The sequence below is a fragment of the Alistipes sp. UBA1686 genome (assembly GCF_002320215.1).
GTDB lineage: Bacteria > Bacteroidota > Bacteroidia > Bacteroidales > Rikenellaceae > Alistipes > Alistipes onderdonkii.
This window is the reverse complement of sequence record NZ_DCKA01000018.1, coordinates 174,168-200,237: the sequence shown is the minus strand read 5'-3', so window position 1 is coordinate 200,237 and position 26,070 is coordinate 174,168. Positions and strand designations below refer to the sequence as shown.

The 26,070-nt window shown below is 60.7% G+C and carries 18 protein-coding genes and 1 riboswitch; of the genes, 11 read left to right on the top strand and 7 right to left on the bottom strand.

Features of this window, described 5'->3' with window-relative positions; genetic code table 11:
- From B3C38_RS08810 to B3C38_RS08780, 7 genes are all read right to left on the bottom strand, one after another.
- Window positions 1-1,635: a DUF6377 domain-containing protein gene (locus B3C38_RS08810; RefSeq protein WP_286726719.1), complete on the bottom strand. Its 1,635-nt coding sequence runs from the start codon at window positions 1,633-1,635 to the stop codon at window positions 1-3.
- Window positions 1,636-1,730: 95 nt separating this feature from the next.
- Complete coding sequence (locus B3C38_RS08805) at window positions 1,731-3,971, bottom strand: TIM-barrel domain-containing protein (RefSeq protein ID WP_286726718.1); 2,241 nt, start codon at window positions 3,969-3,971, stop codon at window positions 1,731-1,733.
- 76 nt (window positions 3,972-4,047) lie between these two features.
- The gene (locus B3C38_RS08800) at window positions 4,048-5,553 is read right to left on the bottom strand and encodes a calcineurin-like phosphoesterase C-terminal domain-containing protein (RefSeq protein ID WP_195665069.1); all 1,506 of its coding nucleotides are present in this window, start codon (window positions 5,551-5,553) and stop codon (window positions 4,048-4,050) included.
- A gap of 73 nt (window positions 5,554-5,626) precedes the next feature.
- Window positions 5,627-7,312: a RagB/SusD family nutrient uptake outer membrane protein gene (locus B3C38_RS08795; protein WP_022332254.1), complete on the bottom strand. Its 1,686-nt coding sequence runs from the start codon at window positions 7,310-7,312 to the stop codon at window positions 5,627-5,629.
- A 19-nt stretch (window positions 7,313-7,331) separates the two neighbouring features.
- Entirely contained in the window at window positions 7,332-10,319 is a 2,988-nt protein-coding gene (locus B3C38_RS08790) for a SusC/RagA family TonB-linked outer membrane protein (RefSeq protein WP_286726717.1), read from the bottom strand.
- A gap of 42 nt (window positions 10,320-10,361) precedes the next feature.
- A complete protein-coding gene (locus B3C38_RS08785) occupies window positions 10,362-11,906 on the bottom strand; it encodes a BACON domain-containing protein (RefSeq protein WP_286726716.1) in 1,545 nt (514 codons plus the stop codon).
- Between the two features lie 30 nt (window positions 11,907-11,936).
- Window positions 11,937-12,920 (bottom strand): BACON domain-containing protein, encoded by a 984-nt coding sequence (locus tag B3C38_RS08780; RefSeq protein ID WP_286726715.1) that lies wholly within the window; start codon window positions 12,918-12,920, stop codon window positions 11,937-11,939.
- Window positions 12,921-13,502: 582 nt separating this feature from the next.
- Between B3C38_RS08780 and B3C38_RS08775 the strand changes: the two genes are divergently transcribed.
- The 11 genes from B3C38_RS08775 to B3C38_RS08725 all read left to right on the top strand — a co-directional run bounded on the left by B3C38_RS08775 (window position 13,503) and on the right by B3C38_RS08725 (window position 25,885).
- Window positions 13,503-13,940 (top strand): DUF1893 domain-containing protein, encoded by a 438-nt coding sequence (locus B3C38_RS08775; RefSeq protein WP_286726714.1) that lies wholly within the window; start codon window positions 13,503-13,505, stop codon window positions 13,938-13,940.
- Between the two features lie 4 nt (window positions 13,941-13,944).
- Entirely contained in the window at window positions 13,945-15,861 is a 1,917-nt protein-coding gene (locus tag B3C38_RS08770; protein ID WP_286726713.1) for a TonB-dependent receptor, read from the top strand.
- A 45-nt stretch (window positions 15,862-15,906) separates the two neighbouring features.
- Window positions 15,907-16,419, top strand: coding sequence for a hypothetical protein (locus tag B3C38_RS08765; RefSeq protein ID WP_055211930.1), 513 nt, complete (start codon window positions 15,907-15,909; stop codon window positions 16,417-16,419).
- Window positions 16,420-16,431: 12 nt separating this feature from the next.
- Window positions 16,432-17,400 (top strand): DUF362 domain-containing protein, encoded by a 969-nt coding sequence (locus B3C38_RS08760; protein ID WP_286726712.1) that lies wholly within the window; start codon window positions 16,432-16,434, stop codon window positions 17,398-17,400.
- Window position 17,401: 1 nt separating this feature from the next.
- Window positions 17,402-18,550, top strand: a complete 1,149-nt coding sequence (locus B3C38_RS08755; RefSeq protein WP_055201659.1) for an aldo/keto reductase — start codon at window positions 17,402-17,404, stop codon at window positions 18,548-18,550.
- Between the two features lies 1 nt (window position 18,551).
- Entirely contained in the window at window positions 18,552-20,666 is a 2,115-nt protein-coding gene (locus tag B3C38_RS08750; RefSeq protein WP_286726711.1) for a Tex family protein, read from the top strand.
- Window positions 20,667-20,832: 166 nt separating this feature from the next.
- Window positions 20,833-21,029: riboswitch (cobalamin riboswitch) on the top strand.
- 140 nt (window positions 21,030-21,169) lie between these two features.
- Window positions 21,170-23,263 (top strand): anaerobic ribonucleoside-triphosphate reductase, encoded by a 2,094-nt coding sequence (nrdD, locus tag B3C38_RS08745; RefSeq protein WP_286726710.1) that lies wholly within the window; start codon window positions 21,170-21,172, stop codon window positions 23,261-23,263.
- Between the two features lie 7 nt (window positions 23,264-23,270).
- Complete coding sequence (gene nrdG, locus B3C38_RS08740; protein WP_130064426.1) at window positions 23,271-23,741, top strand: anaerobic ribonucleoside-triphosphate reductase activating protein; 471 nt, start codon at window positions 23,271-23,273, stop codon at window positions 23,739-23,741.
- 135 nt (window positions 23,742-23,876) lie between these two features.
- Window positions 23,877-24,644: a threonine/serine ThrE exporter family protein gene (locus B3C38_RS08735; protein WP_117507282.1), complete on the top strand. Its 768-nt coding sequence runs from the start codon at window positions 23,877-23,879 to the stop codon at window positions 24,642-24,644.
- Entirely contained in the window at window positions 24,641-25,144 is a 504-nt protein-coding gene (locus B3C38_RS08730; RefSeq protein ID WP_018695638.1) for a threonine/serine exporter family protein, read from the top strand. The genes B3C38_RS08735 and B3C38_RS08730 overlap by 4 nt, the downstream gene beginning before the upstream one ends.
- 6 nt (window positions 25,145-25,150) lie before the next feature.
- Window positions 25,151-25,885 (top strand): DUF6064 family protein, encoded by a 735-nt coding sequence (locus tag B3C38_RS08725; protein ID WP_286726709.1) that lies wholly within the window; start codon window positions 25,151-25,153, stop codon window positions 25,883-25,885.
- Window positions 25,886-26,070: the final 185 nt, after the last annotated feature.

Here is a 26,070-nt window from a genome sequence, read left to right as displayed (position 1 = left end):
TCAGAGGCCGATAAGCTTGATCCGGGTCTCGAAATCGCTGCGTGAACCGAGGGCCGAATTGCGCAGCTTGGTGCGGTAGGTATAGACCGTCGCCGAAGCGCAGTTGAGGAAACCGGCGATGCGGCCGCTGTCGGTAATGCCGAGGCGCATGACGGCCAGGATACGCAGCTCGGTAGGGAGCGTCCGGTCGGCCCGCACGGGGAACCGCGCCGGCTCCTCGAGCAGCACATTGACCTGTTCGACGAAATCGGGAAAGATACCCAGGAAGGTCTCATCGAAGATCCGGTAGAAATCGCGGTAGTCGCGGTCTACGTCCGACGGGGAGCGCAGCTTGCGCATTAGCGCCTCGGAGCCTTCGGACTTTGCGGTTTTGAGCAGCTCGCCCCGGTATTCGCCGACCCGGCCGAGGTACTGCGTGGCCAGGAGCATGTAACGGAACACATAGTTGTCCTTGATCTTGTTGGCGTCGCGCAGGCAGTCGTTCAGTTGCCGGAACTGTTCGTTGCGTTCGCTGAGCTGGGCATTGACCGCGGAAAGCTGGGCGTTGGTGCGCCGCTGCCTGGCATGTTGCCGCAGGGTATGGATGAGCAGCAGCACGATGATGACGAACAGCCCCATGAAAATGTTGATCATGACGGTCAGGATACGGCTGCGCGAATTGATGCTGTAAACGACGGCCTGATTGATGATCATCTCGGCCTGGCTGGAGTGGAGGATACGGGTGTTGTAATTGCAGGCAAGCATGTCGGCCATCGTACACTGGATATAGCGCGCCGCACGCTCCATATCCTGCTGCTCGAACATCAACAGGGCCAGGTTATAGAGGGAAAGGTACTCCCTGACGGGGGTTTGCAAGTCGCAGATCGCCGCCGTGGCGAGCCAGTACTTGTGTTGTTCGACATCGCCGAGCAGATAATAGGCGTTGGCAATGTTGTAGGCGATGCGGGCCAGCGTGCGGCTATTGTATTTCGCGGGGTCGTAAAGCGGCAGCAAAACCTCCAGGGCTTCGTCATAACGGTCCAGATCCATCAGTTCGAGGGCATACATCCGCTGCCGCGTGACACGGGAGTGGCCGTCGAAACCGATCCGTGTGTGGCGGAGCCTGAAAAGCGAATCGGCATAGGCCTTCCGCCGCGCCTCCGACCCGTCGCCCGAGGCGAGCCGCCCGAAGACCACCATCTGCTGGGTATAATAGCTGGCCCGCATCCGCCGGGTGATGCCGACCGTATCGAGGGAAAGGATCCGTTCGTAGGCCTCTTCGATGTTGTTGCGGGCGATCAGCACCGAAACATCGCAGGTCGTCGAAAGGAATTTCATCTCCCGGCTGCCGGTCGCGTCGGCGTAATTGTGCATCAGCCCCGCGTAACGGGCGGCCGTGTCGATATTGTAGGTGATATAGGAATCGAACAGGCGGTTGGCCGTCTGCCACCGCAGCGTGTCGTCGCCCGCGGCGCGGAGCTCCCGGCGCAACGAATCGGCATGGCGGACGAAACGCTCCTCATAGAGATGCTTTTTCGCAATAACCCGATCCAGTTTATCGAATATCTGCTCGTTTTCGCTCTTATGGCACGCACAGAGCAGGGCTACACCGGCCATAAAAACAAGGCGGGGGGGGGAAATGTTCAGCTTTCTCATCGGCTCGACGGTTTGGATACAAATTTACAAAAAAAACGGTTCCCGCGTCCGTGGTGGACACGCGAACCGCCTCCCGGGCACCGGCTCCGGGCGGATTATCCGAAAATTTCGATCTTCACCTCCTTGCGGATGTCCGTCGACGGCACCTCTACCACCGGACACCTCAGTTGCCCGTCGAACGCAGGCTTCACCGTGCGGCCGTTGACCTTCACCCGGCGGAACTCCCCGGCGGCGGGCAGCTGGAGCCGGTAGGCGCGGCTCGGCTCCTGCCCCCGGTAGCTGCCGGCGGCGGGACGGACGGTGACGGTCGTCACATCGCCCGCACGGCGGTAGTTGAGCTCTGTGGTGGCATGGATACCGCGTTCGTAATCGCGGCTAAGCCCGTCGTCCTCGTAGAGCGTATAGGTATTGTCGGCATCGCCCGCCGAGGGGTAAACGCGCAGGACGAGCGTCGTGAGCGGCGTCGAAGCGGGGCGCGGCGTATAAGGCTGCATCGGCAGCACCCAACCGCCCCGGACGTAGAGCGGGAACTCTTCGAGCGGCTTGGCGATGCGGCATTCCTGCCCGCCGTCGAACCGTTCGTGGGTGAAATAGTCGTACCACACGTCGCCCGCCGGGAACCAGACCTTCTGCGAGGCTGTCTTGTCCGCGCCTTCGCCCGGCGAAGCGATCGGGGCGGCGAGCAGGATATCCCCGAAAAGGAACTCCTGTTCGTTTTCATACGCGCGTTCGTCGCTGCCGTAGTCGATATACATCGGCCGGTTGAGCGGCACCATCGTCGAGTGGGTCTGCCATACGCTGCTGTAAATATAGGGCATCAGCTCCGAGCGCATGTGGTACATGCGGCGCATGGCGGCCGTTTCGCGCTCGCCGCTGATCCACGGACGGCGGTCGAGCCGCGCGTCCTTGGTCGAATGTACGCGCAGAGCGGCCGAGAGGGCGCCGAACTGCGTCCAGCGCACCATCAGCTCGGGGTTCGGATCGCCGCGGAACCCGCCGATATCATGCGCCCAGTAGTAGCAGCCCGCGTTGCCGCTGGCAGCCGTGAGCTTAACCTCGAAAGCCAGCATTTCCCAGTTGGCCTGCGCGTCGCCCGAGAACTGGATCGGATGGCGATGGTCACCCCAACCCGCCCAACGGCTGTAACCGGCGCCGCGCAGCCCCCTGCGCTCGGTCTGGCGGTAGTAGAGCTCGTTGATCCACTGCAACGACGTGGAGCGGTAGCCGCGCACCTCGGGATAGAGGTAGTTCTGCTGCCAGTCGAGCCACCAGAAATCGGCGCCCATATCCTCGGTGGCATGGTGCGCATGTTTGAAAAACGTCTCCATGTATTTCCGGTCGCCGAGGTCGAAAAGCAGCGGATGGGCGGGGTCGGCCCCCATGTCCGCCATAAAGGCGGCGTACATCTCCTCGTGGGGGCGTATGCCGTCGTGGGGATGGTCGTTGAGCGACACCGTAACGCCGCGGCGGTGCACCTCGGCGATCAGCGCCCCGGGATCGGGAATGCGTTTGCGCTCCCACGTATAGCCCGTCCAGCTGCGGCTGCCGGCATGCCCGGTGCCGATCCTGGCATCGTAGGTATGCCAGCCCATGTCGAAGACGAGGTTGTCGAGCGGGAAATCGTTCTCCTCGTAGCCGTCGATGATCGAAAGGAACTCCTCCGACGTATAGTCCCAGTAACGGCAGTACCAGACGCCGTGGATGTATTTGCGGGTCATGGGAACGCGGCCGCTGATGGCGCCCAGGTCGGCAAGGGCGGCCTTGTAGTCGTTGCCGTAGACGAAACAGTACTGATCCTGCACATGGCTTTTCGTATCGCGCGGGCAAAGCCAGCCGTCGACCAGCAGGTCGGAGCGTTCGTCGTCGATCACGTACCAGCCGTCGCGGCTCAGCAGGCCGTCCTGCATGGGGATCTCCCCGGTAACGCGGTCGAGCGTCTCGACCGGGCCGCCGAGGTTGTTGCGGAAAATACAGCGGTTGGTGAACTTCTTCTCCTTGCCGTTGAGCTTGTAGTAGGCCGCAAAGTTATGCAGCCCGAACGGGAATCCGTCGTGTTCGTAGACGATGCGCAGGGCCGAGGTGGAGATCTCGTAGCGGTTCCCGCCCAGCTCCCGCACCCTGAACTCCGACGCGGGGAGCAGGCTGCCCCGGTCGTAAGCGAAATAGGTAGGGTCGTCGATGAATTTGCCGTCGTGTGCGAATTCGAGTCGGAACAGCGTCGGGGTAATGAGCGTCAGGCGGTTCTCACCGAAAACGAGCGGGTTGCCCGAAGGCTGTGCGACGGCGGAAAACCCGCCGCACAGGAAGAGCAGAAAAATCAGAAAAGGATGTTTCATGATCGGGATATGGTTGAAAAATTCTCCGCACCGTCGGAACGGGCAGTGCGGAGAAACGTGTTTGCGAAAAATGGGTCTATTCGTTGCGGATGCTCTCGGTATATACGTTCCCGTAGGGGTCGGAAGCCCTCACCGTGACCGTTCCCCAAGACTCCGACGCGGGTTTGTAGTAGAACATGTGGTCGTTCTGGGATTCGGGTTCGGCCGTCGGACGGTGCTCGGGTTTGGTGTCGCCGAACATGAAATCGTAGGCGCGGCGATCCATTTCGTACCTGAGGTTCGAATCGGACGGAAGCGTTACCCAGCCGGCATTATCCTCCTGCACCTCGACCGTCCAGGTGGTATGCCAGTTGAAGATGTTTAGGATGAGGCCGTCGCGGTATTTTTCGGAAACCGCCTCGCCGGGGCCATAGAGGTACATCTGGTATTCGCGCGGGAAAGCAGTGCCCTTATAGTACCAGTTCCTGATCCGGTTGCCCTCGATCTCATAGACGGCGTAACCGCGGGGGCTGCCGTCGTTGCACAGCTCCTCGCCGTTCCAGTAGGCACCCATCACCGCTCCGAGCGTATTCTCCTCGATGGTTTCGGAAATCGTGGTCGTATAGTTGTTGTGCGAGTGTCCCGAAAGTATCCGGACATTATAGCCGTCGAGCAGGGCGTAAAGCTCCTTGTAATCGGCGACATGGCTCGTGGGACGGTTGCGGCGCGAAGTGGCGATATGCAGGCCGATGATGATGAGCTTGTCCTTGGGGACATATTTCAGATCCTGCTCCAGCCATGCCATCTGTTCGTCCGTGATGTCAGCGGTATAAGAGGACGAGCCGGTGTAGAGCACGTCGTCGAGCACGATGAAATGACAGTCGCCGATGTTGTAGGAGTAGTACGTGGGACCGAACGCCGCCTCGAAGCTGGCATCGGCATCGGCATCGACGGTTATGGCTTTATTGTGATCGTGGTTGCCGATGACCTGGAAAACGGGCACGCCGATCTTTCGGATACGCTGCTTGTAAACCTCGTGGAAGGGCATGTTGTCCCAGACCAGGTCGCCCAGCGAAATGCCGTAAACGGGGGCCTCCAGTTCCTGCTGCACGTAAGGGATCAGCAGGGGCAACACCTCCTCGTCGAGCATCGTCACCTCGTCGTCGCGGCCGATCTGCACGTCGGCCAGCGCCAGCAGGGTGAAACGCTCTTTTTTGCCCGTGCGTTCGAGCTTGAAGCTGCGCTGCACGACGTCGTTGTCGCCCATGGCGATCTTCTTATAGATCTTCGGCATGCCGTTCTCCACCGGAATTTCGTATTCGGCGGGGACGGAGACGAATACGAACGGGGCGTTCCGCTTCACACGCATCTGGTAGATGCCCTGGGCGTCGGTGGTCGTCACCGTGACGCCGTCGCTCACGACCACGCCCTCGATCGGGCCGGCACCGTCGGTGACACGGCCCACGAGGTTCATGCCGGGCTCGGGGGTGATGTCCACCTTTTCGTAGAGGCCGCCGAGAATCTGGGCGCCTTCGTCCTCGCTGCAAGCCACGAAGCCGGTGGCCAGCAGGAAGACCAACAGATATTTGATGTATTTTATCATTTTTTCGGTTTTTTAAAATTCATATCTTGCCCCGGGGCCCCGGACAGGCGGGATCCCCCGGGATCGCCGGGGATCAGTAACCGGGGTTCTGCTCGATCAGGTTGTTGGCCGAGATCGCCGAGTTGGGGATCGGGAACAGGTTTTTGTTCTTGTCGTTGAGCGGCGTATGATCCCACCAGGATTCCGTCACGAACTTGTCCCAGCGGATCAGATCCGTACGGCGGCGTCCTTCGCCCAGGAATTCGATCATCCATTCGTCGAGCATACGGTATTCGTCGAGGTTGTCGGCCGTCACGGGGTTGGGATCCGCGCCGCCCTCGAAGTTGCGCCCGCGAACCTGGTTGATCAGGCCGGCAGCCGTCTTCTTGTCACCGGCACGCAGCTCGCACTCGGCAAGCATGTAGTAGATCTCCGAGAGGCGGATGACCGGGCAATCGGGATTCCAGCGCAGCAGCTTGTCGTCGAGGTTGGGCTGCGGCGCCTTCACCAGGCGTACGCCCGAATTCTCCTCGCCGTCGGCCATCGTCGAGGTAAGCTCGGCGACGGAATTGTATTTGGTGCCCACTTCCGAGAAACGGGCGACCTGGTCGACCAAGTTGATCACCTTGCCGCTATACTCCTTCTGCCCCAGGCACTGCTGGGAAGGGTTGTTGGGGTTGGTCTGGTCGCCGACGAGGAACATGCCTTCGTATTTGCGGCTACCCAGGTAACGGTAGGGCTTTTTACGCAAGTCCTTGTCGTTGAATTTCTGGTAGGGATTGCCCAGTTTCCACTGCGTGTAGTAGCGTCCCTGGGGATCGAGCGACGGCGTGAGCATGAAACCGTTGTAGCCTGCGGTCTCGATACCGAAATATTCGTAGGATGAATAATGGTAGAAATATTTGAAATACCAGTTCCACTCGACTTTGGAGTTCTCCGAAGGCACCGTCCAGATCACCTCGGGCGAGGTGTTGTTGTCGAAACAGTGGGGGCCGTACCAGGTCTTGTCCAGCTCGTAGGTGCCGTAGACACCGCCGATGATGTCGCGGCAAATCTCTGCGCACTCGTCGAAATGCTCCTCGCCGATGTAGGCCACCGCATTGAAATAGAGCTGGGCCAGCAGCGCCGCGGCGGCAGCCTGCTTGATGTAACCGTCTTCGGAAGCCCCGAGCGTCGTTTTCTTCGACAGGGCGGGAATGGCGTCCTTGAGCAGGGTTTCGATATGGGCGTAGGTCTCGCGCGCCGTGCTGCGGGCGCACAGGTCGTCGTCCACCGAGTAGTAAATGGGCATGCCGCCGAAATAGTCGAGGCCGCGCATGTAGAAGTAGGCCGTGATGGCATTCAGCTGGTTGATGTGGTCGGCCTTGACGGCGTCGTTGAGCCCGATGGCGTTGTAATCGACCCCCTGGAGGTCGGACTTGGCTTCCAGGGCACGCGAAATACCCCCGGTCGTACCGTCGTAGGTATTGACGACGAAGCGGTCGTCGGGCGACCAGGTGTGGTAATGCAGGCGGTAGTACTCGCCGCTGTTATACCAGTCGCTGCCGCGCTTGGGGCACACCATCTCGTCGGTGGTCAGCTCCTGGAGGTACCACCGGTCGGCACCGATGTACCATTTCCAGTGGGTGAAGGGACGGCAAAGCACGGCATAGGTGCTTTCGGGCGAGGTGAAGAACGTATCGGGGGTGACTTCCGAGTAGAACTTCTCGTCGAGGTCGCAGGAAGGCGCGCAGAGGGCGGCAGCCCCGACCGTCACGGCAATTATATGTTTCAGTTTCATAATGGTTCTCGGTTTGGAATTAGAAGTTTAACTGCACGCCCAGCGTAAAACGGGTCGTCTGCGGGTACATCGTCGAGGTGTCGTTGACATACTCGAAACCGGGGTACAGGCCGTTGATGTTGACCTCGGGATTGAGGCCGTTGTAGTCGGTGAATACGGCCACGTCGCGGATGGTCAGGTAAAGTTTCGCAGACTGGATATAACGCGTCCATTTCCGCAGGTTGAACGTATACCCGAGGTTGATGGCGTCGATCTTGAGGAACGAGCCGTCGTCGAGCCAGTAGTCGCAGAGGATCTTCTCGTCCTTGATGTTACGGTTGCGCGTGTAGGCCGACTTGAGGACGTTGAGCTGCGAATCGTTGGCCAGGCCGTAGTACATGTTCACCTGGCTGAAGACATCGTACCCGAGCCAGCTGCGCAGGAAGATCGACAGATCCCAGTTCTTGTACTTGAACGTGTGATCCCACGAGAGGATGACCTTGGGGATCGCATTACCCACGAAATGTTTGTTCTCGGCCACGAGGTTCGACGTGCTGCCGTCGGTGGCCGGCACGATCTCGTTGTTCTTGTCGTAGATCAGCCACTTGCCGTTCTCGTCGAGCCCGGCGTACTTGTAGATGAAGTACTGCCCCAGCTCGAGGCCGTTCTGCAGGCGGACGGCCGTACCCGGGTTGCCCGGCGAGGGGAACTTCACTTCGTCGAGGAAGAACCCGTCGTCGCCCATGCTCTTGATCTTGGTCTTGTTATGCGACAGACGCAGGGTCGACGTATAGCGGAAATTCTTGCTGCGGACGATGTCCCCGCCCAGTTCGAACTCCCAACCCCTGTTCTCGAGGCTGCCGATGTTCTTCATCACCTCGTCGTGTACCATCGGAGGCATCGGGGCGTTGGCCAAATAGAGCATGTCGTCGACCTGGCGGAAGTAGAGGTCGAACTTACCCCAGAGGCGGTCGTTGAAAAGCGAGAAGTCGAGACCGAAGTTGAGCTCGGATTTCTCCTCCCACTTCAGGTCGGGGTTGATATTGCGGATCGAACCGTAACCGGGCTGCCAGACCCCGTTGGTGGGCCACATGTCGTTGGCTTTGTACATGCGGGTCGTGTAGCCGTTCCCGAAGCCGTTGTTACCCGTGACGCCGTAACCCAGGCGCACCTTGAGGTCGCTGATCCAGCCGACGTCGCGCATGAACGCTTCGTTCGAGAGACGCCAGCCGCCCGAAACGGCCCAGAAATTACCCCAGCGGTTGTTCACGCCGAACTTCGAGGAACCCTCGCGGCGGAAGCTCACCGTAGCCATGTAACGGTCTTTATACGAATAGTTGGCACGCCCGAACATCGAGAGCAGGCGCTCGCGGGGATCCTTGTTCGAATCCATCGAGGCACGGCCGTCCGTGAGGTACGAACCCACGCCCATGTCCCACGGGCCGACGCCGTCGACCGGGAAGTCGTAGTTCGACATGCTGAAATCCTCGCCGCCCGCCTGCCAGAAGCTGTAACCGGCCACGACGTCGAGCGTATGGTCTTCGCGGAATACGCGGTGGTAGTTGGCATAGGCCTCGACCGAAACGCGGTTGTCCTTGCTGAACTTGTGCGACGCACCGCCGCGGCGGCTGTTGTCGATCGACTCCTTGTGGTCATGCGAAACGTAGGTATATTCCTGGTACTGGCGTTTGTCGATACCCACGGTTCCCTGCAGCGAGAGGCCCTTCATCAGGTTGATCTTCACAGTGGCGTCAGCCAGCAGCCACTGGTCTTTGCCGTTCTTCGTGCGCAGCATGATGTCGGCCACGGGATTGAAGGTCGTGCCGGAGATGCCGTTGCCGACCACGTTGTACTTGGAAGGGTTGGCCGGGTCGTAAAGCGGAATGGTGGGATTGAGGCCGAAGGCCATCTTGAAGATGCCCGACGAGTTGCGGTTGTCGCGCTCGGCCTCGCGGAACTGGGCGTTGGCGCGCACCTCGACCACGCCGTCGAAGAGGTTGAACCGGGCGTTGACACGTCCCGAATAGTCCTTGCGGTTGTCGCCGATGACGATACCCTTCTGGTTCTGGGCCATGAACGAAGTATAGACCTGGGCCACCTCCGTACCGCCGGCAATGCTCACCGTATGGCGCTGCGAAAAGGGCGCATCATTGGTCAGTTCCTTATACCAGTCGGTATCGGCGCCGTAGTCCTCGCCCAGGCCGTACTCGATATACTCGCTCGACGAGAGCAGCTCGGGGTACTTGCGGACGGTCTCGAACGAGAACTCGCCCGTATAGTTGGCCGTCACACTGCCCTGCTTGGCGCGTTTGGTCGTGATGAGGATCACACCGCCGGCGGCACGCGTACCGTAGATCGCACCCGCCGAAGCATCCTTCAGCACGTCGATCGACTCGATGTCCTCCTGGTTCAAAGCCCGCATGTCACCGCCCGGGATGCCGTCGATAACCACGAGCGGGCTCTGGCTGGCATTGACCGACGCGATGCCGCGCAGCTGGAAATCATTGCTGCTGTTGGGGCTGGCGCTGCCCGAGATGGTAAGTCCCGGAACCTTGCCCTGGAGCGCCGTGGCGATGGTCGAACCTCCCATGCCGGCCGTCAGGTCATCGCCCTTGATCGAGGTGATGGACGAAGTCACCGACTTCTTTTCCATCGTACCGTAACCGATCACCACGACGTCCTTGAGTACCTGGCTGTCGTCTTCCATGACGATGTCGATGACCGAACGCGCCCCGACATTCACGGTCTGCTCGGCATAGCCGATGAACGAGAATTTCAGCTGGCTGTCTGCCGCGGCATTGATCGTGTAACTTCCGTCGATGCCCGTGGTCGTACCCGTCGTCGTGCCGACCACCACCACGGTGGCACCGATCAGCGGCTCACCGGCCGTGTCGGTCACCTTGCCGCTCACCTGATTGCGGCTTTGCGCCTGTGAGGACAACGCAGACGCCGTCAGCACCAGGCAGAACACGAAACGCAGAAAATACCCTGCATAGGATTTCCCCGTATCTGCAAATCTGTTTTTCATATCTTTTTCTCTCTTGTTTTTCATTGATTTGTCACCGCAGGACTATTCGGCTGCGATTTTCGTCATCTTGACATTGTCGAGGTACCAGCGGTAATAACCCGATAATCCCTGCTGGGTGGAGCGGATGACGACCTGGGTTTCACCCGTAATCCCGTAAAGCTTCACCCCCATAGGTGTCCATTCCCAATGCTCTCCGGGCGTCATCGGTTCGCTCTCTTTTCCCTGATCGCCGTTTATGCTGCCGGGGCCCTTGAGAATGGCGACTGTGACGGTTACCGCGTCGGGCTTGCCCGTACCGTCGCCGCCGATATTCGATGCGGCCACGAACGTCAGTTCAATATCAGTGGCCTGCCCCTCGGGAATCGCAAGAGCCGGCAGGATGATTCCGGTCTGCTTGTCGCCTGCACCCATTTTGAGATAATCCGAGCAGGCGTAAATCGTCCGTACACCGGGATTGAAATCGGTCAGCCCGGCATCGGAAAACGCTTTGTCTACTACGTATTGACCGTTCACCTTCGAGTAGATATTGACCGCTCCATTCTGCGTATGTTCGCCCACGCAGTCGGTACCGTTGAACTTCGAAGTCCAGTCGAACGGCTCGTCATAATAAACATAGCCGACCTCCTTGCCGTCGTCGTCGAAGAGCGAGTTCTTCGCATTCTGGGCGACCCGAACAACGGTCTCCAGGCCGGTGAGCGAGGTCAGTATCTTCACCTCTCCGTTGCGGGGCGCACCCGTGGTGTTCTCGCCCACGGTGAGCGTCACCTCGGTCTGGCCCGCATCGCCCGAAGCCGGGCTGGGCGTCAGCCAGCCGTCGGACTCCGCCGTCCATGCCTCGGCCGCCGTGACGGTGAAGGTAAGCGGCGTGCGATCCTCGTCGGCAAATCCGAACTTATTGACGGAAAAGCTGTTGACGGAAACCTTCAGTCCTTCGAGATTCTGGGTGACGGTGACGGTCGCCGTTTTCGAATCGGCCGTAACGGTGAACGTACCCGTACGTACTCCATCGGTCGTATTCTGGGCGATATCCAGGTCGATGCTCTCGTCTCCGGGAGCACCCGAAGTCTTGACAGGGGAGATCCACTTGCTGTCGTCGGCGACGGATATTTCCCAGTCGCAGTTGGTGGAGATGAAGATCGCAGCCTTCTCGCCGGTTTCGAGCAGACCCGATTTCACGACGGTGATCTTCGCCGGCGTAACGGAAAGTGCATCGACCTTGAGTTTCTGCGTCACGGCTATCGTACGACGCGTGCCGCCGTCGCCTTCGAAGATGATGAAACCGGTGCGATCCTCGCCCGTATTGTTCTCGTCGATGGAGAGGAAAATACGCACGCGGCCGCGGTCGCCTTCGGTATGGGTGAGGTGGATCCACTCCTCGACATAGGTGGCCCGCCACGAGCGGTTCGTACCCAATTCGAAATTGACCATTTCCCCTTCGGTGGTGAGGCCCGTGTATTCGACTTCGATCTCCTGGCGGGTAACCGAGAGGAACGCGTCGGGATCAGCGTCGTCGCACCCCGCAAAACCGAGGCCCGAGACGAGCAGCAGGGCGGATGCGGCCCTGAATAACATATGCTTGAAATTCATGTTGGTTCTGTTTATGATTATGGACACCTGTTAGTCGCGGGGAGCCTTGACCATCTTAATGTTGTCGAGGTACCAGCGGTGATAGCCCGACACACCGAACTGGGTGGAGCGGATAACGATCCGCGAGCGGTCAGTAACGCCGTAGAGCGTGGCTTTCATGCTCACCCACTGGTTCCACGAGCTAACGCTCGACATGGAAAGCGACGCGCTCTGTTTCACAGAGGGGCTGTCGACCGTTCCGGGGCCTTCGTAAACCTCGACGGTCACCGCCGTGTCGTCGATACCGCGCAGCGTTATGCCGCTGCCCGTACCGTCAATCGAAACGACCGGAGCCGCGTCGAACGTCAGGGTAATCGTGGACGACTTGCCTTTCTGGATATATTTGCCCATGTCGATGGCCAGGCCGTTCTGCTGATCCTTCTTACCCATCTTGAAGTAGTGCTTGGCCATGTAGAAGGCATTGCCGCCGTAATTGTACTCGCTGTACCCCATCTGCGTAAATTTGAGCTTGGCCGCAGCATGGTTGCGCACGGCCTGCGTGGAGCCCTGGTCGGGGAACTGCACCTGATCCTGGCCGCCGAACTGCTCGCACCACGAAAGGTCGTCGTCGAGATAAACATGGTCGATTTCCAGCCCGTCGTCGGTATCGGGGGCAAGCGTCTGGGTCACGGTTACGGTTTCGGAAAGCCCGCCGCTCACGACGGCGAGGTGCCCCACACGGATAGCTTCCGTCTCGTTGGGCTTGACATCAAGGACGACCGACACACGGCCTTTCCCGGTAGGTTTGTCGACCGAAAGCCAATCCGCATCGGAGGTAATGGCATACCCCCGGTTGGCCAGCACATCCAGCGTCGCTTTCGACCCCGTACTCAGCGTACCGGTTCGGATAACCTCTACGCTGACTTTACTTACGGTGAGTCTGGCTGCCGCATCTTCCGCTTTGTCCTCGACACAGGACGGAAAACAACAGGCACAACCCATCAGAAGCAACAAGTGTAAAAATGTTTTCTTCATAGATTAGCAGGTTTAGTTTGTGATATTATGGATTAGGATTTTTAAAAAAAATTACAAATCGCAAGTCGGGAACACTGCGCAGCAACAAAAGTATCCATTTTAAAGGGGCAGGTAAAGAGCAACGACCGATAATATAGAAATTAAAATTTCTTATCTTATTGATAATAATTATTTTATAAATACACCATACAGAATGTTATATAGATTCGGGAAGGCCGAAACCGGCATAAACGAGGCGATTCAGCACCGGTTTCAGGCCGGATCGAAGCACGGATTCCGCAGTTTCCGTCTTTTTTTCGGATTTCGCATCGAAACAAATCGAAACAAAACGATACATCCGCCGATCCGGCAGCCGGGAATCCGGCGACGGCCACCGGACAAGGGGAGAATAAAACAAGGAAGCGGGGATAACCGGGACACAAAAGCAGGCCGGAACCGGACGCGGCGGGCGCACGGTAAAAATGGTAGCATGAACCGTAATCGGGGTAACAGATAGTAGGTCAGGACATATTATCTTTGCATCGTGGAAACGGCCGTTTCCCCGAAAGGCGGGGAGCGAAGGGACTTGCGACACGAACGAACATGACAAAAGAACAAAAAACACAGGCTATCGAATTGTTATTCGCAGAAAATTGCTCGTGCGTAATCCGCAACGGGGATTCGATGCGGATATTCCGCGAACGGGGCGTGGCCGACCTCTTCCGGCTGCTGCGCGAAGAGCCGCAACTGCTGCGGGGCGCTTTCATCGCAGACAAGGTCGTCGGCAAAGGCGCCGCGGCGCTGATGGTGCTGGGCGGCGTGGAGGGGCTTTTCGCCGACGTGGTGAGCCGCCCGGCATTGGAGCTGCTCGCCGGAGCCGGCATCGCGGTGGAATACACGGTCGTAGTGCCCAACATCGTGAACCGCGCCGGGACGGGCACCTGCCCCGTGGAACAGCTTTGCGCCGGGGCGGCGTCGGCCGCCGAGTGCCTGCCGCTGATCGAAGGGTTCATGCAGAAAATGAAGGAACGACATGGATAGGCTAATGAAAAAATTGGGTTTGCTGGCGCTCTGCACGGGGCTGTCATTCGCGGTACACGCCGTGACGCCGCAGGCGGAAGCCCCGGCGGAGCAAAACGTGAAGATCGACTCGGTCGTCGTGACGGGGGCGCGCTATGCGTCGGACATCCGCCACCTGCCGATGACCGTGTCGGTGGTCGGCCGGGAGAAGATCGAACAAAGCTTGCAGCCTTCGCTGCTGCCGACCCTGACCGAGCAGGTTCCGGGGCTGTTCACCACCGCACGCGGGATCATGGGCTACGGCGTGTCGGACGGCGCCGCGGGAGGCATCTCCCTGCGCGGGCTGAGCGGAGGCTCGGGGCGGCTGATGGTGCTCATCGACGGGCACCCGCAGTACATGGGGCTGATGGGGCACCCGATCGCCGATGCCTACCAGTCGCTGATGGCCGAACGGGTCGAAGTGCTGCGCGGCCCGGCATCGGTGCTCTACGGTTCGAATGCGATGGGCGGCGTGGTGAACATCGTCACCCGCGGGATGCGCGAGCAGGGCGTGAAGACTTATGCCGACATCGGCTACGGCTCCTATAACACGTTGCAGACGGAGGCGACGAACCGCATCCGCAAGGGACGTTTCACGTCGGTGGTCAGCGGCTCGTACAACCGCACCGACGGACACCGCGCCGACATGGGATTCGAGCAGTACGGCGGTTATGCCAAGCTGGGCTATGAGATTTCGCAGGCGTGGAACGTGCGGGCCGACGTCAATGTGACGCACTTCAACGCCTCGCAGCCCGGGACGGTGACCAACCCGATGGCCGATGCCGACCAACGCATCACACGCGGCATGACTTCGCTCTCCGTGGAGAACAACTACGGCCGGACTTCCGGGGCCCTGAGCCTCTTCTACAACTGGGGCCGCCACCGGATCAACGACGGCTACACGGTCGATCCCAACGACACGAACAATCCGAAAGATTACCGTTTCAACTCACGGGACGACATGATGGGCGTATCGTGGTACCAGAGCGCCCGGCTTTTCAGGGGCAACCGGCTGACCGTCGGCGCGGACTACTACCGCTTCGGAGGCGAGGCGTGGAACAGATACGTCGGGGGAGACCGCAAGGGCGAGCGCTCCGACATCGCCGACAAGTCGCAGGACGAGGTGGCCGGCTACGTCGATTTCCGGCAGGACATCGGGGGCTGGCTGACCTTCGACGCCGGGCTGCGCGTCGACCACCATTCGCACATCGGGACGGAGTGGATCCCGCAGGCGGGGCTTTCGTTCCACCTGCCGCACACCATCGAGCTGAAAGCTTCGGCCTCGAAGGGTTTCCGCTACCCCACCATCCGCGAGATGTATATGTTCCCGCCGCAGAACCCCGACCTGAAACCCGAGCGGATGTGGAACTACGAGGTGGCCTATTCGCAGCGGCTGCTCGGCGGGCGGCTCACCTACGGCATCAACCTCTTCTACATAGACGGCGAAAACCTGATCGTCGCCGTGCCGCGCGAGGGGACGACGCCGCTGAATATGAACACCGGGAAGATCGACAACGCCGGCGTCGAGGCACAGGCCGCCTACCGCATTTCGGAGGCCTGGTCGGTCGCCGCCAATTACAGTTACCTGCACATGGAGAACCCCGTGATCGCCGCACCGGAGCACAAGCTCTACACCGAGGCCGGGTTTGCCCGGGGCCGCTGGTCGGTGACTACGGGCGTACAGTACGTCGCGGGGCTCTACACTTCGGTAAAGGCCAACGGCCGGGGCACGGAGAACACCGAGGATTTCGTGCTGTGGAACCTGCGGGCGTCGCTGCGCGTGAGCCGCTGCCTCACGCTGTTCGCCCGGGGCGAAAACCTGCTGGCGCAGCGCTACGAGATAAACGCCGGATACCCCATGCCGCGGGCGACCTTCATCGGCGGCATACGCCTGGATTTTTAAATACGGGCGGAAAACACTATTTTTGACACAATCAATAACGACAATATGGAAACAACGGCTGTAAAACTCTATTCGACGGGCTACCGCGAGGCGAAGACCTACCTCGCGGCGGCGCTCTTCGTGGCAGGCAACATCGTCCTGCCCCAAATCTGCCACCTCGTGCCGCAGGGCGGCCTGCGGTGGCTGCCGATCTATTTCTTCACGCTGGTCGGCGCCTACAAATACGGCTGGCGGGTGGGCCTGCTGACCGCCCTGCTCTCGCCGGCGGTGAACTCGGCGCTGTTCGGCATGCCCGCAGCGGCGATGCTGCCCGTGATCCTGCTCAAATCGGTACTGCTGGCCGTCGCCGCAAGCCTCGCAGCACGGCGGGCGGGGCGCGTGACGCTGCCCCTGCTGGCGGGCGTCGTCCTCTTTTACCAGCTGTTCGGCTCGCTGGGCGAATGGGCCTGGACGGGCTCGGCGAAAGCCGCCCTGCAGGACATCCGCATCGGGCTCCCCGGTATGCTGGCACAGGTATTTGCAGGATACGCGGTGCTCAGGTACCTATTACGTAATTAACAATCCCGAGACATGACAAAAATGTATATGGTTTCGTTATTGTCGATCCTGCCTTTCACGGCCCCGGCCTGCGGATCAGCACAGGGCGGCGGAGAAGCGCCCGAGGCACCCAAGGTCTATTTCGTGCGGGACATCACGCCGGAGAATATGGTGCGCCTGTACGAGGCGCTGGAGCGTCCGGCGACGGGCAAGGTGGCCGTGAAACTCTCGACAGGGGAACCCGGCGGGCACAACTTCCTCAAGCCGGAGCTTATCAAGGATCTGGTGCAGAAGGTGGACGGCACGATCGTCGAATGCAATACCGCCTACGGCGGCGGACGCGCCAGCACGGAAAACCACCTGAAGGCCGCCGCCGACCACGGCTTCACGGCCATCGCCCCGGTGGACATCATGGATGCCGAAGGCGAGGTAAGCTTGCCCGTGAAGGGCGGCAGGCACCTCAGGGAGAACTTCGTGGGGTCGCACTACCCCGCCTATGATTTCACGGTGGTGCTCTCGCACTTCAAGGGGCACGCCATGGGCGGCTTCGGCGGTGCGGTGAAGAACATCTCGATCGGCATCGCCTCGTCGGCGGGCAAGGCGTGGATACATTCGGCCGGGAAGACCAAGAATGCCGCCCAGATGTGGGGCAACCTGCCCGCGCAGGACGATTTTCTGGAGTCGATGGCCGAGGCAGCCAAGTCGGTGGCAGACCATTGCGGGGAAAAGATACTCTACATCAACGTGATGAACAACCTGTCGGTGGACTGCGACTGCGACGCGCACCCCGAAGACCCGAAGATGGGCGACATCGGCATCCTGGCCTCGACCGACCCGGTGGCGCTGGACAAGGCGTGCGTCGACCTGGTTTACGCATCGCCCGACCCGGGCAAGGTGCACCTGATCGAACGCATGGAGTCGCGCCACGGCATCCACACGCTGGAACACGGCGAAGCGATCGGGCTGGGCTCGCAGCAATACGAACTCGTGGAACTGGAATAGGATGGAGTACCGCATACTGGGGCGCACCGGACTGAAAGTCGGCGCCATCGCACTGGGTTGCGAGGGGTTCGCGGACAAGACGGCCGAAGAGGTGCGCGCCGATTTCGATTTCGCCATCCGCAACGGCATCAACTTCCTCGACCTTTACGCCTCGAACCCCGAGCTGCGCAGCAACATCGGCGCAGCGCTGGCGGGCAGGCGCGAGAAGTTCGTCATACAGGGGCACCTCTGCTCGGTATGGGAAGAGGGGCAGTACCTGCGCACGCGCGATCCGGAGAAATCGCTGGCGGCGTTCGAAGACCTGCTCGCACGGCTGGGAACGGACTATGTGGAGATCGGGATGATCCACTACGTGGACGCCGAGGCCGACCTGCGCGAGGTGCTCGACGGCCCGATCATGCGCCTGGCGCAACGGCTCAGGTCGGAAGGGCGCATCCGCCACATCGGCCTGAGCAGCCACAACCCCGTGGTCGCGCACATGGCGGCCCGGACGGGGCTCATCGACGTGCTGATGTTCTCGGTGAACCCCTGTTACGACCTGCTGCCGCCGAGCGACGACGTGGATACGCTCTGGGCGGACGAGAGTTACGCGCGGGAGCTGCACAACATCGACCCCGAACGGCAACGGCTCTACGAATTCTGCGAACGCGAAGGGATCGCCATCGACGTGATGAAGGCCTACGGCGGAGGCGACCTGCTGAGCGACGCCAACTCGCCCTTCGGACGCCCGATGACCCCGGTACAATGCCTCGAATATGCCCTGACGCGCCCCGGCGTAGCGGCCGTAATGGCCGGCTGCCGCAGCCGCGCCGAGATCGAAGCGGCACTGGCCTGGTGTTCGGCCACGGCCGCGGAACGCGACTACACGGGGGCGCTGGCCGGGCTGGACAAATTCTCGTGGGAAGGGCACTGCATGTACTGCGGGCACTGCGCCCCGTGTTCGGTGGGGATCGACATCGCCGGTGTGAACAAATACTACAACCTGACCCTGGCACAGCACGAGATACCGGAGACGGTGCGCGAACATTACAGGCTCCTGCCGCACCACGCCTCGGAGTGCATCGCCTGCGGCCGCTGCGAACGGAACTGCCCGTTCGGCGTCGACATCATCGGCCACATGCGGCTGGCGGCGGCGAAATTCGGATATTAGAATGACGGAACGAATCATAGCACAAAGACTCGGGATCGGCCTCCCGCAGGTGCAGGGCACGGTACGCCTACTGCGCGAAGGCGCCACGATCCCCTTCATCAGCCGCTACCGCAAGGAAGCGACCGGCTCGCTCGACGAATTGCAGGTCGGAGCGATCAAGGAACAACTGGACAGGCTCACCGAGCTGGAAGCCCGCAGGCAGACCGTCCTGACGACCATCGAGGGGCAGGGCAAACTGACCGGGGAGCTCCGCAAACGGATCGAAGAGTGCTGGGACGCAGTGGAGCTGGAGGACATCTACCTGCCCTACAAACCCAAGCGCCGCACACGCGCCACGGCGGCCCGCGAACGGGGGCTGGAACCGCTGGCCGACATCGTCATGGCACAACGGGCACACGACCTTCTGCGTCAGGCGCAACGCTTCGTCACGGCCGGGGTAGCGACCCCCGAAGAGGCTATTGCAGGAGCCTGCGACATCGTCGCCGAGAGGATATCCGAGGACGAACAGGCCCGCAACACCGTGCGGCGCACGATGGGACGCGAAGGGGCGGTGCACTCGAAGCTCGTGAAGGGCAAGGAGGCGGAGGGGGCGAAGTATTCGGACTACTTCGACGCCGCGTCGCCGCTGCGCAGCATCTCGTCGCACCGGTTCCTGGCCATGCGTCGCGGCGAAGACGAGGGGATCCTGCGCATCTCGGTCGACGCCGACACGGAGCGCATCACCGAAGCGCTCTGCCGCCGGTTCATACGTCCCGGATCGGCTACGCGCACATATATGGAGGCCGCCGTGGCCGACTCGCTCAAGCGGCTCATCCGACCGTCGATAGAGACCGAGCTGCTCGCGGCCGCCAAGGAGAAGGCCGACGACGAGGCGATCGGGGTATTCGCCGAAAACCTGCGGCAGCTGCTCCTTTCGGCGCCGCTGGGGCAGAAGCGCGTGATTGCCATCGACCCCGGATTCCGCACGGGCTGCAAAGTCGTCGTCCTGGACTCGCAGGGCAACCTCGTGCACAATACGACCATCTACCCGCACCCGCCGCAGGGCCGCTATGCCGAAGCGGCGGAAACGCTGCGGGCGCTGGCGGGGAAATACAGGGCCGAGGCCTTCGCAATCGGCGACGGTACGGCGGGGCGCGAAACCGAGCAGCTGGTGCGCGGCCTGGGACTGGACGGAGCCGTGGAGATATTCATGGTCAGCGAGGACGGCGCATCGGTCTACTCGGCGTCGGCCGCGGCGCGCGAGGAGTTTCCCGATTACGACGTGACGGTGCGCGGCTCGGTGAGCATCGGCCGAAGGCTGATCGACCCGCTCTCGGAGCTGGTGAAAATCGACCCCAAGTCGATCGGCGTCGGGCAATACCAGCACAGCGTCGACCAGGGGAAACTCAAGGCCAGGCTCAACACGGTGGTCGAAAGCTGCGTGAACAGGGTCGGGGTGAACATCAACACCGCCTCGAAGCACATCCTCACCTATATTTCCGGGCTGGGGCCGGCGCTGGCGGAGAACATCGTGGCGTACCGCGCCGCGAACGGCGATTTCAAGAGCCGTAAAGAATTGCTCAGGGTGCCGAGGCTGGGCGCCAAGGCCTACGAACAGGCGGCGGGATTCCTGCGGGTAGTAGGCGGGAATAACCCACTGGACAACAGCGCCGTGCACCCCGAATCGTATCATATCGTCGAGCGGATGGCCGCCGACGCGGGCACGACGGTCGACAGGCTGCTGGCCGACAAGGAGCTGCGCAAGGCGATAAAACCCGAAAGATACGTGGACGGACAGGTGGGGCTTCCGACCGTGACGGACATCGTCGAAGCGCTGGACAAGCGCGGCCTCGACCCGCGCGAACAGTTGCAGGCCTTCTCGTTCGACCCCGGCGTGCACACGATCGGCGACCTGCGCGAAGGGATGACGCTGCCGGGCATCGTCACCAACATCACGGCCTTCGGAGCTTTCGTCGACATCGGGATCAAGCAGGACGGGCTGGTGCACATTTCGCAGATGGCCGACCGCTACGTCGCCTCGCCGGCGGAGGTCGTGCACCTGGGACAGCAGGTCGAGGTGCGGGTCACCGGGATCGACACCGCCCGCGGGCGGATTTCGCTCTCGATGCGCAAATAAAGCGGGGAGCGAACGGGCGCGGACAGGCAGGAGGTTTGATGCTCACCGGGTTGCGGACGGGCGTCCCGGAAAAGGAAATGCAGGGCCGGAATGGCCCTGCATTTTTTGTTTACAATTTGTTCATTAATTGCCCGCACGCATATTTGCGATCCGGGAAAGTATGTCTACATTTGTTCCGGAGCAAGGTTCCCCGCCGGCGGCTGCCGGCACGGGATCAAAAGGGAACTCCTGTGAGAATCAGGGGCTATTCCCGTAGCTGTAAGCCTTGATTGCGTTCCGCACTCTCTTGAGCCACTGTCCCCCGGGACGGGAAGGCGTGCGGATGGGGCGAGCCAGAAGACCTGCCTTGCGAGCTGCGACATCCGCCTTCGGGATTTAGGGCGGTGCCCGGAACAGATTTTACACCGGACAATTCAGGGGTAAGGACATGGCTGTCCTGCGTACTGCGCAGGCGGGGATGCCGCCTCCGTACGGCAAGACTTACAAACAAATACAGATACATTATGGGCATTTCGGAAATTTACATCGTCAAGCGCGACGGCAAGCGCGCCCCCTTTTCGCTCGAGAAGATCAAACGCGCGATCAGCAAGGCATTCCTTTCGGTAGGCGGATACGCCACCGACGACGACCTCACGTCGGTACTCAGCCGCGTACATATCTCCGACGGCATGAATGTCGAGGAGATACAGAACCAGGTCGAAGTGGCGCTCATGGCCGAACGCTATTTCGCCGTGGCCAAGAGCTACATGCTCTACCGCCAGAAGCACACAGAGGATCGCGAAGACCGCGAAAAACTCGAATTCCTGATCAACTACTGCGATGCCTCGAACCCCGCGACGGGTTCGAAATACGATGCCAACGCCAACGTCGAGAACAAGAACATCGCCACGCTGATCGGCGAACTGCCCAAACAGAACTTCATCCGGCTCAACCGCCGGCTGCTGACCGACCGCATCAAGGAGATGTACGGCAAGGAACTCTCGGACAAATACCTCCGCCTGCTGAAAGACCACTTCATCTACAAGAACGACGAAACGTCGATGGCCAACTACTGCGCTTCGATCACGATGTACCCGTGGCTGCTGAACGGCACGCTCTCGGTGGGCGGCAACTCGACGCGCCCGACCAACCTCAAGTCGTTCTGCGGCGGCTTCGTCAACATGGTCTTCATCGTGTCGTCGATGCTCTCGGGCGCCTGCGCCACGCCGGAATTCCTGATGTATATGAACTATTTCATCGAACAGGAGTACGGAGAAGATTACTACAAGCGGGCGGACGAGGTGGTCGACCTCTCGAAAAAGCACAGGACGATCGACAAGATGATTACGGACTGTTTCGAACAGATCGTCTACTCGATCAACCAGCCCACGGGGGCGCGTAACTTCCAGGCCGTGTTCTGGAACGTGGCCTATTACGACCGCTACTATTTCGAAAGCTTGTTCGGCGAATTCGTATTCCCCGACGGGACGAAGCCGCACTGGGAATCGCTGTCGTGGCTGCAAAAGCGTTTCATGACGTGGTTCAACCGCGAGCGCACGAAGACCGTGCTGACCTTCCCGGTCGAGACGATGGCCCTGCTGACCAGGGACGGTGACGTGATGGACAAGGAGTGGGGCGACATCACGGCGCAGATGTACTCCGAGGGGCACTCGTTCTTCACCTATATCAGCGACAACGCCGACTCGCTGTCGTCGTGCTGCCGCCTGCGCAACGAGATACAGGACAACGGGTTCAGCTACACGCTCGGCGCCGGCGGCGTATCGACCGGTTCGAAGAGCGTGCTGACGATCAACCTCAACCGCTGCATCCAGTATGCCGTGAAGAACGGCATGCACTACCAGACCTACCTCGAAGAGATCGTCGACCTGGTGCACAAAGTGCAGACGGCCTACAACGAGAACCTCAAGGATTTGCAGGCCAAGGGGATGCTGCCCCTGTTCGACGCAGGCTATATCAACCTCGCGCGCCAGTACCTCACGATCGGTGTTAACGGGCTGGTCGAGGCGGCCGAGTTCCTGGGCATCCCGATCAACGACAACGACGACTACGTCGATTTCGTACAGGGTGTACTGGGGCTGATCGAGCGCTACAACAAGAAGTACCGTTCGAAGGAGCTCATGTTCAACTGCGAGATGATCCCGGCCGAGAACGTGGGCGTGAAACACGCCAAATGGGATCGCGAGGACGGCTACGTCGTACCGCGCGACTGTTACAACTCCTATTTCTATGTCGTCGAGGACGAATCGCTGAACGTGATCGACAAGTTCCGACTCCACGGCCGCCGTTACATCGCCCACCTCACGGGCGGTTCGGCACTACACATGAACCTCGAAGATCACCTTTCGAAGGAGCAGTACCGCCACCTGCTGCGCGTAGCGGCTGCCGAGGGATGCAACTATTTCACGTTCAACATCCCCAACACGGTATGCAACGAGTGCGGGCACATCGACAAGCGCTACCTGAAGGAGTGCCCCGAGTGCCACGGCGACAACCTGGACTACCTGACCCGCGTGATCGGCTACATGAAACGGGTGTCGAACTTCTCGGCCGCGCGCCAGAAGGAGGCCGCACACCGCTATTACGCCAAAGCGGAGTAAACGGACGATGGTCAGATACCATAATTTCGACATCGTATTCGCGGAAATACCCTGCGAAACGACGCTGGCGATCAACATCACCAACTGCCCCAACCGCTGCCGCGGGTGCCACAGCCCGCACTTGCAGGCCGACATGGGGCGGGTGCTCGACGAGGCGGAGCTGTGCGGGATACTCGCCCGCTACGGGCGCTCGGTGACCTGCGTCTGTTTCATGGGCGGGGACGCCGCACCGCACGAGATCGCCGCGCTGGCCGACGTCGTGCGGCGGAAATTCCCGATGCTGCACACAGGCTGGTATTCGGGACGCGCCCGGCTGCCGGAGGGAGTGCGGCCGCAGTCGTTCGACTACATCAAGCTGGGAGGCTGGGTCGAGGAGCTGGGGCCGCTGACGTCGCCGACGACCAACCAGCGCCTTTACAGGGTCGGAGCGGACGGCACCATGCAAGACATCACGGAGCTGTTTCAGCGCAGGCCGTAGGTATTTCAAGGGCGCTCCGGGCAGGCTGCCCGACACCCGGGAAACCCGGCACGGCGACCGTACGGGCATCACGGTGTAATTTTTTCGGCCCCAACAATGGCGGTTTGCCCGAAATGGACTATTTTTGCCCTCGTTATGAAGACCAGACAAGAGCTGACGGAAATCCTCGACTTCATTGCGGAATATGCGACTTACCTGCTCGGATCGGGCGTGCACACCTCGCGCGTGATCCGCAACTCGCAGCGTATCGGAGCCTCGCAGGGGGTCGACCTCCAGTTGTCGAGCTTCCAGAAAAGCACGATCATCACCGCCCACGACGAAGAGAGCGGCGAGGCCATCACCCGCGTAGTGAAGATCCCGGCGCTGCCGATCAGCTTCGAGCGCAACTCCGACCTGAGCGCCCTGAGCTGGGATGCGCTGGACGAAAGGCTTCCACTCTCCGAAATCCGGCGTCGCTACGACGAGCTGACTGCAAAACCGCGCATAGACCCAATCTTCGTCCTGCTGACCGTGGGGCTGGCCAACGCCTCGTTCTGCCGGCTGTTCGGGGGCGACTGGATCGCCATGAGCATCGTCTTCACCTCGACGCTCGTGGGTTTCGCCGCCAAACAGCGTATGCAGGCACACGGCGTGAACCACTTCCTGATCTTCATCATCTCGGCGTTCATGGCGTCGCTGTGCGCCTCGGCAGCCCTGAGGTTCGACTGTTCGGCGGAAACGGCGCTCGCGACGAGCGTCCTGTTCCTCGTACCGGGAGTACCGCTCATCAATGGCGTGATCGACATCGTCGAGGGGCACATCCTGATCGGGTGCAGCCGCCTGATCAACGCCCTGCTGCTTATCATCTGCATCGCCATCGGCCTGTCGGCGACATTGTTAATGGTTAAGGACGGTTTGCTATGATCGCTGCGGACATCCTTCTCGACGGGCTCTTTGCGGCCATCGCGGCCATCGGTTTCGGCGCCGTTTCCGACCCGCCGATGCGGGCTTTTCCCCGTATCGCCCTGCTGGCGGCCATGGGGCACGCCCTGCGGTTCTGCCTGATGCACTACTTTTCGGTCGACATCGCCACGGCCTCGCTGTTCGCCTCGATCAGCATCGGGTTCGGCAGCCTGTGGCTGGGGCGCGGCATCCGCTGCCCGATGACGGCCCTCTACATCCCCGCCCTGCTGCCGATGGTTCCCGGCATCTATGCCTACAAGACCGTCTTTTCGCTCATCATGTTCCTGCAATCGCTCAACGACCCGGGGGAGGGGTTGCAATACATGCAGCAATTCTTCCTCAACGCAACCGTATCGCTGAGCGTGATCGCACTGCTGGCAGCGGGGGCTACGCTGCCCATCTTCGTATTCAACCACCAGGCATTCTCGCTCACGCGGCGCCGCAAGCATACCGACAAATAACGATCCATGGAAATCTTCTGGAACACCATCGCCTCCTATAACGCCGCGACATGGCCCGTACAGATCCTACTGACGCTGGTTGCGGCCACACTGACGCTGCTGCTCTACCTGCGCCCGACGCCCGGGGTACGTATCGCCATGAAGACCTTTATGGCGCTGCTCAATTTCTGGATCGCTGGTGTCTATTACCTCTTATACGGCGAACAACGCGAGCACAACGACATGCTGGCGCTCTTCTGGGCGATCATGGGGTGCATCTGGGTATACGACCTGGTCGTGAAACACGCTTCGCTCCAACGCACGCACAACCATACAGGCTTCGCGCTGCTGCTGTTCGCCATGCCGCTCGTCTACCCGCTCTTTTCGCTGGCGCTGGGGCGTACGTTCCCGATGATCACCACGCCCGTGATGCCGTGTTCGGTCGCCGTATTCACCATCGGGCTGATGCTGGCCTTTTCGGAGCGGATCAACATCGTGCTGGCCATGTTCCTCTGCCACTGGGCGCTGATCGGGCTCTCGAAGGTCTACTTCTTCGGCATCCCCGAGGACTACCTCCTGGCATGCAGCATCGTGCCGGCACTCTACATCTTCTTCCGCGAATATATCCTCAGTAACGAGGGCCGGCCGACAAAGCCTTCGCCCCGGGTACTGAACGCACTGCTGGTGGTATTGTGCATCATCATCGGCGCCTCCTTCGCCTTCACGATGCTGCACCAGCTCAACCTCTTTACGGATGTCTGACAGCCGAAGGAAATCCGCCGCACGAACTGTTCCGACCAAACTTTCCAAACGGTAGCTGCATGTGCCTGAAAGCAGAACGCAGGATTTACCGTGTGCCTAACGGCAAGGTTGTGTTTTCGTAAACGAAACAGGGGCTTGCGGGATTGTCAGTGATCCCGCAAACCCTTGTTCGTTCGGATGATTGG